8 protein-coding genes are annotated in these 8,664 nt (G+C 55.9%); 2 read left to right on the forward strand and 6 right to left on the reverse strand.

The genetic code is table 11. The features are described 5' to 3' along the window. Positions 1 to 28 precede the first annotated feature (28 nt). Positions 29 to 559, reverse strand: coding sequence for a fimbrial protein (locus GTGU_RS03870; protein WP_038154369.1), 531 nt, complete (start codon positions 557 to 559; stop codon positions 29 to 31). Between the two features lie 302 nt (positions 560 to 861). Here GTGU_RS03870 and GTGU_RS03875 point away from each other — a divergent pair, with 302 nt between their 5' ends. Continuing rightward, the gene (locus GTGU_RS03875) at positions 862 to 1,482 is read left to right on the forward strand and encodes a helix-turn-helix domain-containing protein (RefSeq protein ID WP_038154370.1); all 621 of its coding nucleotides are present in this window, start codon (positions 862 to 864) and stop codon (positions 1,480 to 1,482) included. Here the strand turns inward: GTGU_RS03875 and astE are convergent, their stop codons facing one another. The 5 genes from astE to astC are packed head-to-tail and all read right to left on the reverse strand — an operon-like array spanning position 1,483 to position 7,508. Beyond that, a complete protein-coding gene (gene astE, locus GTGU_RS03880) occupies positions 1,483 to 2,451 on the reverse strand; it encodes a succinylglutamate desuccinylase (RefSeq protein WP_038154371.1) in 969 nt (322 codons plus the stop codon). Positions 2,452 to 2,459: 8 nt separating this feature from the next. Next, positions 2,460 to 3,785 carry an N-succinylarginine dihydrolase gene (astB, locus tag GTGU_RS03885; RefSeq protein WP_038154372.1) on the reverse strand — a complete coding sequence of 442 codons (1,326 nt, stop codon included), beginning with the start codon at positions 3,783 to 3,785 and terminating at the stop codon, positions 2,460 to 2,462. Further along, positions 3,782 to 5,260: a succinylglutamate-semialdehyde dehydrogenase gene (gene astD, locus GTGU_RS03890; protein WP_038154379.1), complete on the reverse strand. Its 1,479-nt coding sequence runs from the start codon at positions 5,258 to 5,260 to the stop codon at positions 3,782 to 3,784. Before astD ends, astB begins: the two co-directional genes overlap by 4 nt. Beyond that, a complete protein-coding gene (gene astA, locus GTGU_RS03895; RefSeq protein WP_038154373.1) occupies positions 5,260 to 6,291 on the reverse strand; it encodes an arginine N-succinyltransferase in 1,032 nt (343 codons plus the stop codon). Before astA ends, astD begins: the two co-directional genes overlap by 1 nt. Further along, positions 6,288 to 7,508, reverse strand: a complete 1,221-nt coding sequence (astC, locus tag GTGU_RS03900) for a succinylornithine/acetylornithine transaminase (RefSeq protein ID WP_038154375.1) — start codon at positions 7,506 to 7,508, stop codon at positions 6,288 to 6,290. The genes astA and astC overlap by 4 nt, the downstream gene beginning before the upstream one ends. A 445-nt stretch (positions 7,509 to 7,953) precedes the next feature. Here astC and xthA point away from each other — a divergent pair. After that, the coding region (gene xthA, locus GTGU_RS03905) for an exodeoxyribonuclease III (RefSeq protein WP_038154376.1) at positions 7,954 to 8,664 on the forward strand (711 nt) is incomplete at its 3' end.

Below are 8,664 nucleotides of genomic sequence, written 5' to 3' on the forward strand. Positions count from 1 at the left end.
ACAAATGCCTGCCAGGGCGACCCAATAATTATTCGTAGGTCAGACTAAAATCGACTTGCCCACTGGCGCTACCGACTGTTACCGCATCTTTGGTGCTCACGTAGCGGGCATCATAATTGAGGACGGTTTCACCTTCGGACAGGGCCTCAAGAGAAGCGCCATCGTTCAGAGCAATGGCTTCGCCTTTCGCATCGAAAAGGCCAATCCCTACGCCAGTCGCACTACCTGCACCGTTATCAACAGAGAGCAGTGTTGTATCGTCATCATCGCCGATGCCGTTAAACACCACGTTGACCTTGGTTTTACCGGCTGTCAGATCACACTCTTCGAGCCTAATCTGAAATGGTGTCGCGGTGGATTTATCGCCCGCTGTCGAGAAGGTTGAGCTTTTTACTGCGCCCATATCCACTTCCTGATTCTGCGAATTTGACGAAATAACGCAAGGTGAATCCACAATCGAACCATTAAATCGAATAGTTCCGTCGCTGGCATTAGCTGTTTGCATTGTGACAACAACCGCGAACGGTAACAGTGCAGCACTTAATAATACTTTTTTCATATTACATTCCTGATAGTAAATAGATCCTGTTATCAGAGCAAATACTGATAATAGTGCTCAGCGACAATCATTAAAAAAAGCAACGAGTGTGCTAAAAAAGCACCACTTTTTTTGTGAATGCTGCTGGTGACGGGATAAACGATATAAACATTCTTCTGAGTTAACAAATTGAATATTACCCAAAGCTAAGTCCATTATGAGACCCATTATGTCCGTAATATTCATTGGGGAAATGTTCGTATCCAGGCTAAGGTTTCAGGTATCGTTTACCACTGTCTGACTCAGGAACAGATTCCATCACCATGAACATTAAACCCGTTGCCGCTCTGGACCGGCTACTGACCGCCTTTATGCATGAAGGCATTAACTACACGCTGGAGCGCGGGCAGATCTTTACCTTCTGCACCGGAGAAGATGCTGACGTGTTATTGATTCGTGAGGGGCTGGTAGCGGTGCAGCGAAGTTCTGACGAGCGGCTGATTTATTGTCTGTCCGCTCCGGGCATGCTGGGCGTGAATACAGTACTGGAAAACCGCGCGGATTATTATCTTCAGGCATATGACGCCACTGTGCTTACCGTCATTCCACTATGCCGTGTGATGGAGGTTGTGGAAACGCAAAATTTGTGGCGGGAGATGTATGAAGTGAGCAACGCCACGGCCAGCGCTATGCATGGTATTTTGCTCAATACCTCGGGGAAAAGTTCGCTGGCGGTAATCCGCTATTTCCTGCAAGCCCTGGAGCGGGAGCCAGCATTAATTCGCCGACATATTCCGGCTGCAGAATACGTACGGACGCGTTCCGGTCTTTCCCGCAGTTATGTCATGAAATGTCTGGCCCTGCTGCGCAGCAATGGCGAAATTACCATGCATCAGGGCGCTCTGGTCTTCTGCCAGCTACAACACGACAGCGATCTGCTCTGATCACGACTCTCGCACCAGCATCAGTCCGGCCCGCAAACCCAGCGCCACGGCCGGATTAGGAAACAGAACAAACTCCTGCTCGTGCTCCACCTGATAACAGGTCTCGCCATCTTCCGCCAGCAACGTTCCCCGGGGAAATGCTGTGAAGTTGAGTGTATCGTCAGACATATACAGTTCGAAGGCTTCGCTGCGGCGGGTGATTTGCTGCGATACGCGGTAGCGTACCGGCACCGTGTTTGCTGCCTTCAGATAATCACCCGCTATCCACGCTGCCAGCGCCTGTTGGGTACGGGCAAACAATGTCAGATCGTTATGCCCGAACGGCAACGCTTTACCCAGTTCGAGGGTGCAGGAAAGCGCATTAAACTGCTCGCAACTGTAATGGGTGAACGTTCCGGCAGGTGTTTGATGAAAAACCAGCGCTTCCAGCCCGGCGCTACCCAGCCAGTCCAGAAATTCAGCTTTCCACGGCGTGGTGCGGGCGGGCAGAACGCCAAAGCGTACATGGTGCGAGCCGCGGATTGCCGTATGCAGATCCAGATGCCAGCGCTCACCCTCTTTAGCATCACGCCAGAATTGCGTCAGCGCCTGCTCCAGCACCGCAGCACGGGCCGTATCGCTGCCTGGCGGGAATGTCTGCCAGCGCTGACCAAACATCCGGTTCATATCGCTGTCCAGATAACGACGGTTCGCCCGCAGCGCCGCCGGGTTACCGAGGATCACCAGCAGCCGACAGCGCAGCGCCAGCTCACCAGCAAACAGGTGTTGCAGAAGATGGTCAACAATCTCCACCGGCGCTGTTTCGTTGCCATGAATGCCCGCCGACAGTACCAGCGATCGTTCAGCAGACTGATGCGGCGTCAGTTGCAGAATGCCGCAATCCAGCCAGTGCCAGCGAAAATGCGGGGTATTGCCGTGAAAACTGTGAGGCAATCGCCCCGCCAGCGTTAATGTCAGAAAATCCTTCATGTGCCCTCTCAGCGCTGGAACGGATACACCGACCCCAGCTTCAGGATCTGCGTCAGGCGATCGAGCGCTTCGCGCCCTTCGCGCAACAGTTGCGGGTCTGCCAGGTCCGCCTGCGTCAGCCGGTCGCGATAGTAACGATCCACCCAGTCAGTGAGCGTGGTAAACAGCGTCTCGTTCATCAGTACCGCCGGATTAACCGCCGCCAGCTCACGTTCATTGAGTACCACGCGCAGACGCAGACACGCCGGACCACCGCCATTCGCCATGCTCTCGCGCAGGTCGAACACTTTCAGTTCGCTGATCGGGTTATCCTGCGCCAGCAGATCATTGAGGTAACGCCAGACGCCTTCGTGCGACTGCGACTCTTTCGGCAGTACCAGCATCATGCTGCCGTCCGCTTTGCTCAGAAGCTGGCTGTTAAACAGATAAGTCGCCACCGCCTCTTCCACCGACACGCGCGACGCAGGCACTTCGATGGGGGTAAACCCCGGCACGCGCGCCGCCAGCTGTGACAGCAACGCATCCTGATTAACAAACGCCTGCTGATGGCAGAACAGCACCTGACGGTTACTGACCGCAATCACGTCATTATGAAAAACCCCTTTGTCGATCACTGCCGGGTTCTGTTGGACGAAAATTACCTGTTGCGGATTGACCTGGTTCAGCCGCGCTACCGCCTGACTGGCTTCCAGTGTCTGACGCGCCGGGTAACGCGACGGGCGCTGTTCACCGCCCTCTTCGCGCCCGTAAACAAACATCTGCACGCCCGGCTGACCGTATGCGCCGCCGAAGCGGTTATGGTTCGCCGCCCCTTCGTCGCCAAACATCGCCACCTGCGGTAGCGCGCTGTGAATAGCGAAACAGTGTTCATCCGGGAGTAATGCCCGCAGCACCGCTTCGGTAGTGGGCGCCTCGCTGGCGCGGTGAAATTTGTTGTTAAGGTTGGCAACTGTCAGGTGCACGCGACCGTCGAGGGTATCAGCGGAAGGTGCCACCGTGGCGGCATTCGCCACCCACATCGACGACGCCGAGCTGACCGCCGATAACAGCTGCGGTGCCTGTGCTGCCGCTTTTTCTATTACCTGTTCGTCGCTGCCACTGAAACCCAGTTGCCGCAACAGCGGCACATTAGGCCGCTCCTGCGGCGGGATTACCGCCTGCTTATAGCCCGCGTCTGCCAGCGCTTTCATTTTCAGCAGCCCCTGCTTCGCCGCCAGTTGCGGATTAGAGACCTGAAAGCGGTGCTTCGTAGAAGCTTCATTACCAAATGACAGTCCGGCGTAGTGATGCGTTAAACCGACCAGACCGTCAAAGTTCACTTCCCAGGCGTTCATACGGTTTCCTCACGCGAAAAATCCAGCCCCGGACTTAACGATTCCGGCAGCACCATAGCAGGCGACTCCAGGCTCGCCATCGGCCATGCGCAGTAATCGGCGGCATACCACGCGCCAGGGCGATGGTTGCCGGAAGCCCCGGTACCGCCGAACGGCGCAGTACTCGCGGCGCCAGTCAGTGGTTTGTTCCAGTTGACGATCCCGGCGCGGGCTTCCAGCAGCAACTGGTCAAATTTCTCGCGATCCGGGGAAATCAGCCCGCACGCCAGACCGTAGCGGGTGGCATTGGCCTTCGCGATGGCTTCATCAAAGGTGTCATAGCGCCAGACGCAGAGCAGCGGTCCGAAGACCTCTTCATCTGCGACGTTGGTTACGCCACTCATTTCGATGATGCCCGGCGTCAGCAGCGAGGTATCGGCTTCCAGCAAACGCGGTTCAAGCAGCGTTGTGCCACCGTTAGCCACGTGCGTCAGCCACGCTTTGTGCACGTGCTGCGCGGCCTGCGGTGACACCAGTCCGCCCATAAAAGGTTGTGGCTCGGCATCCCAGCGGTCTGGTGTCAGGCGGCGGCTGACCTCCACCAGCCGGGCAAGAAAGGCGTCGCCGCGCTCGCCACGTTTAACCAGCAAACGGCGAGCGCAGGTACAGCGTTGCCCGGCAGTAATAAACGCGGACTGGATGGTCAGATGCACGGCGGCATCGATATCAGCGGGGTCGTCTACAATCAGCGGATTGTTGCCGCCCATTTCAAGAGCAAGGATCTTTTGCGGCTGCCCCGCCAGCTGGCGATGCAGATGAAAACCGGTGGCTGAACTACCGGTAAACAGCACGCCGTCGATGTCCTCCTGCGCACTTAACGCTTCGCCGGTTTCGCGACCGCCCTGCACCAGGTTCAGCACGCCTGCCGGAAGCCCGGCCTGTTCCCACAGTCTGACCATCGCTTCGCCGCTTTTTGGCGTCAGCTCACTCGGCTTAAACACCACGGTGTTTCCTGCCAGCAGTGCCGGAACGATATGTCCGTTTGGTAAATGGCCGGGGAAGTTATACGGGCCAAACACCGCCAGCACGCCGTGCGGACGATGACGTAGCGTCGCCGCGCCGTCTGCCATCGCCGTTTCCTGCTCGCCCGTCCGACTGTGATAAGCCTTCACCGAAATGGCGATTTTATTGATCATCGCTGTTACTTCTGTCGCCGCTTCCCAGCGCGGTTTGCCGGTTTCGCTGGCGATGGTTTCTGTCAGCTCTGTTTTGTGAGTTTCCAGCAACCCGGCGAATTTTTCGGCGACCGCCTGGCGGACGGTAAACGGCTGTTTTGCCCATTGCGGGAAGGCCCGACGGGCAGCGTTTACTGCCTGCGCAACCTGCTCTGCATCAGCATCGCTGCCGCTCCACAGCGTTTCGTGCGTTACCGGGTTGGTTTTGTTGCGCACCTGGCCGCGCCCGGTTTCCCAGTCACCGTTGATCCATAAACTCATCATTTTTTCTCCTCAGGGCAAAGGCGCACCAGGCGGACGTGATCGCCCGCACGGCATTTCAGGGCATCCAGTTGTTGGCCGGTCAGTACCAGACGTTCGGTATGGGGATCAGCATTCACCAGCATCGCGCGGAAGTGCTGATACTGTTCGTTAGAGACCAGGCACACGGGCCACTCACCAGGCGCTGGCTGCCCTTCCGCAACCTCCACCAACCGGCTTTTGCGGATCGCCCGGACCCGGTCGATATCGCACTCCAGCGTCGGGCCACCATCGAAAATGTCGATGTAGTTGCGATAGCGGAAACCCTCTTTTTCCAGTACCGCCCGCGCCGGTGCCGTTTGCGGATGGACATTGCCAATCACCGCGCGGGCCTCTTCGCTGAGGAAATCGGTGTAAATGGGATGTTTAGGCATCAGTTCCGCAATAAACGCCTTTTGCCCGGTGCCGCACAGGTAGTCGGCGCGCGAGAACGCCATGGAGAAGAAGCGCTGCCCGAGGCTTTCCCAGAACGGCGAATAGCCGTGCTCGTCAATCACGCCGCGCATTTCAGCCACCACTTTGTCATTGAAGTGGTCGCGGAACGCCGCCATAAACATAAAGCGGGATTTCGACAGCAGATAGCCGTTACCCTCTTTGCGCCACGCCGGATCGAGGAACAGCGTACAGAGTTCGCTGCTGCCGGTATGATCGTTACTGAGGAACAACGTTGGCAGCGCGTTATAGACGTTCAGCTCTTTGGAGGCGTGAACCAGCGTGCCGACGCGGTAGTTGTACCAGGGGTCATTCAGGCCGACGGCCACCTCGATGGCGCAAATTCCCGCCACTTCGCCGCTGTCGGTATCCTCAAGCACGAAAACATAACCCTGCTCGCCTTTCGGCAACGTGCCTTCCCAGGTTTTCTGTGCGCGTTCAATTCGCGCAGATAATGTTTTTTCATCCGCAGGAAGTGAGGTCAACCCGCCGCCAGTTTTCCCTGCAAGCTTCATCAGTCCCGGCAAATCCTCTCGCCCGACCGGACGAATGACCATCATGATGCAGCCCCTTTCAGGAAGTGTTCACAGGCGCGCTCAAAGCGATCGAGACCGCTGTTAACTTCTTCTTCGCTGATAATCAGCGCAGGGGCGAAGCGCACAACATTGGCCCCGGCAATCAGGATCATCAGTCCCTCTTCCGCGGCCAGCTGGCTGATAGCTTTCGCTTTACCTGCGTATTCATCTTTCAGCACACAGCCAATCAGCAGCCCCATGCCGCGAATGTTGTTGAACAGACCGAAGCGGGTGTTGATGGCCTGTAACCGTTCTGTGAACCACTGGTGACGCTGTTTTACGCCGTTCAACACGTCAGGGGTATTGATAATTGAGAAGACTTCACCCGCTACCGCAGTCGCCAGCGGGTTACCGCCGTAGGTAGTGCCATGGGTACCCACAGTCATTACACTGGCGCATCTGGCGGTGGTCAGCACCGCGCCCACCGGGAAACCGCCGCCGAGCGCTTTGGCAGTGGATAACACATCCGGCGTCACGCCGTAGTGCATATAAGCGTACAGTTCGCCGGTACGGCCAACGCCGGTCTGCACCTCATCAAAAATCAGTAGCGCGTTATGCTGGTCACACAGTTCGCGTAGCCCCTGGAGGAATGCGGGATCTGCCGGAACCACGCCACCTTCGCCCTGCATCGGCTCAACGATCACCGCACAGGTCGTGTCATTAATCAGTTCGCGTGCAGAATCCAGATTGTTGTATACCGCGTGGCTGATGTCCGGCGGCAGCGGGGAAAAATCCTGTGAATAGGAAGGCTGACCACCCGCCGAAACCGTAAACAGCGTGCGACCATGGAAGGCATTTTTGAACGCCACGATGCCGCTTTTCTGCGTGCCGTAATGGTCATGGGCGTATTTGCGCGCCAGTTTCAGTGCCGCTTCGTTGGCCTCGGCACCGGAATTGCAGAAGAACACGCGTTCGGCAAAAGTGGCGTCAATCAGTTGTTTCGCCAGACGCAGCGCAGGTTCGTTGGTATAGCCATTACCGGTGTGCCAGAACTTCTTCGCCTGTTCGGTCAGGGCGTCGATCATGGCAGGGTGCGCATGGCCGAGCGCGTTAACCGCGATCCCGCCCGCAAAATCGATGTACTCTTTACCCTGCTGGTCCCACAGACGTGAACCCTCTCCGCGTACCGGTATAAAGGCCGCCGGGGCGTAAACCGGCATCATCCATTCATCAAAATTGTTACGCGTAATTGACTGAGACATAGTGACCTCTTCCGGTAAATTAAAAGTTTCAATATTGTTAAATATTATGGTGTGTTTGCGCTGTAAATGTAGATTGCACAGTTCGTGCCAGCCAGCATTAAAAGTGCATAACCAGAAGTGGGAGACAGGAAATCAATGAGTTACAGCTTATCCCTATTCACAATAACTGCATAAAAAGTGCATAAAACCACAAAATCACGCATTAGCGATGCTAATAATCGCAACATTATGCATTAGCAAAACTTAATTCGCGATTTGTGATCCCCTGCGGAATTTGACAAAGAAAATTGCCCCAAAGTGGAGCGTCATGCTTCATAACGGGGCGCTTATTGCGCTCTGCAATCAATGCCCACCCCCTCAACAGAAACTCAGCGAGCGATGAGGTCAGACAGGGGAAATTCTGCTACCATCCCCTCACTATTCACCTTGCACAGTGGCAGCGACTATGAAATTTGTCTCTTTTAATATCAACGGCCTGCGCGCCCGTCCTCATCAACTGGAAGCCATCGTCGAGAAGCATCAACCGGATGTGATCGGTCTGCAGGAAACCAAGGTCCACGACGATATGTTCCCACTCGAAGAGGTGGCGAAGCTCGGCTATAACGTCTTTTATCATGGTCAGAAAGGCCACTACGGCGTTGCACTACTCACTAAAGAGACGCCTGTCTCCGTGCGCCGTGGTTTTCCTGACGATGGCGAAGAGGCGCAGCGCCGCATCATCATGGCGGAAATCCCATCTCCATTAGGCAATGTCACGGTGATCAACGGCTATTTCCCACAGGGCGAAAGTCGCGACCATCCAATCAAATTCCCGGCAAAAGCGAAGTTCTATCAAAACCTGCAGAACTACCTCGACAGCGAACTGAATAAAGAAAACCCGGTGCTTATCATGGGTGATATGAATATCAGCCCGACGGACCTGGATATCGGTATTGGTGATGAGAACCGTAAGCGCTGGCTGCGCACCGGTAAATGTTCGTTCCTGCCGGAAGAGCGTGAGTGGATGGCGCGCCTGCTCGACTGGGGTCTGGTGGATACCTTCCGCCACGCGCACCCGGAAACCCAGGATCGTTTCTCATGGTTTGATTACCGCTCCAAAGGGTTTGATGACAACCGCGGTCTGCGCATCGACCTTGTGCTGGCAAGTTCTTATCGC

Source organism: Trabulsiella guamensis ATCC 49490, assembly GCF_000734965.1.
Taxonomy (GTDB): Bacteria; Pseudomonadota; Gammaproteobacteria; order Enterobacterales; family Enterobacteriaceae; genus Trabulsiella; species Trabulsiella guamensis.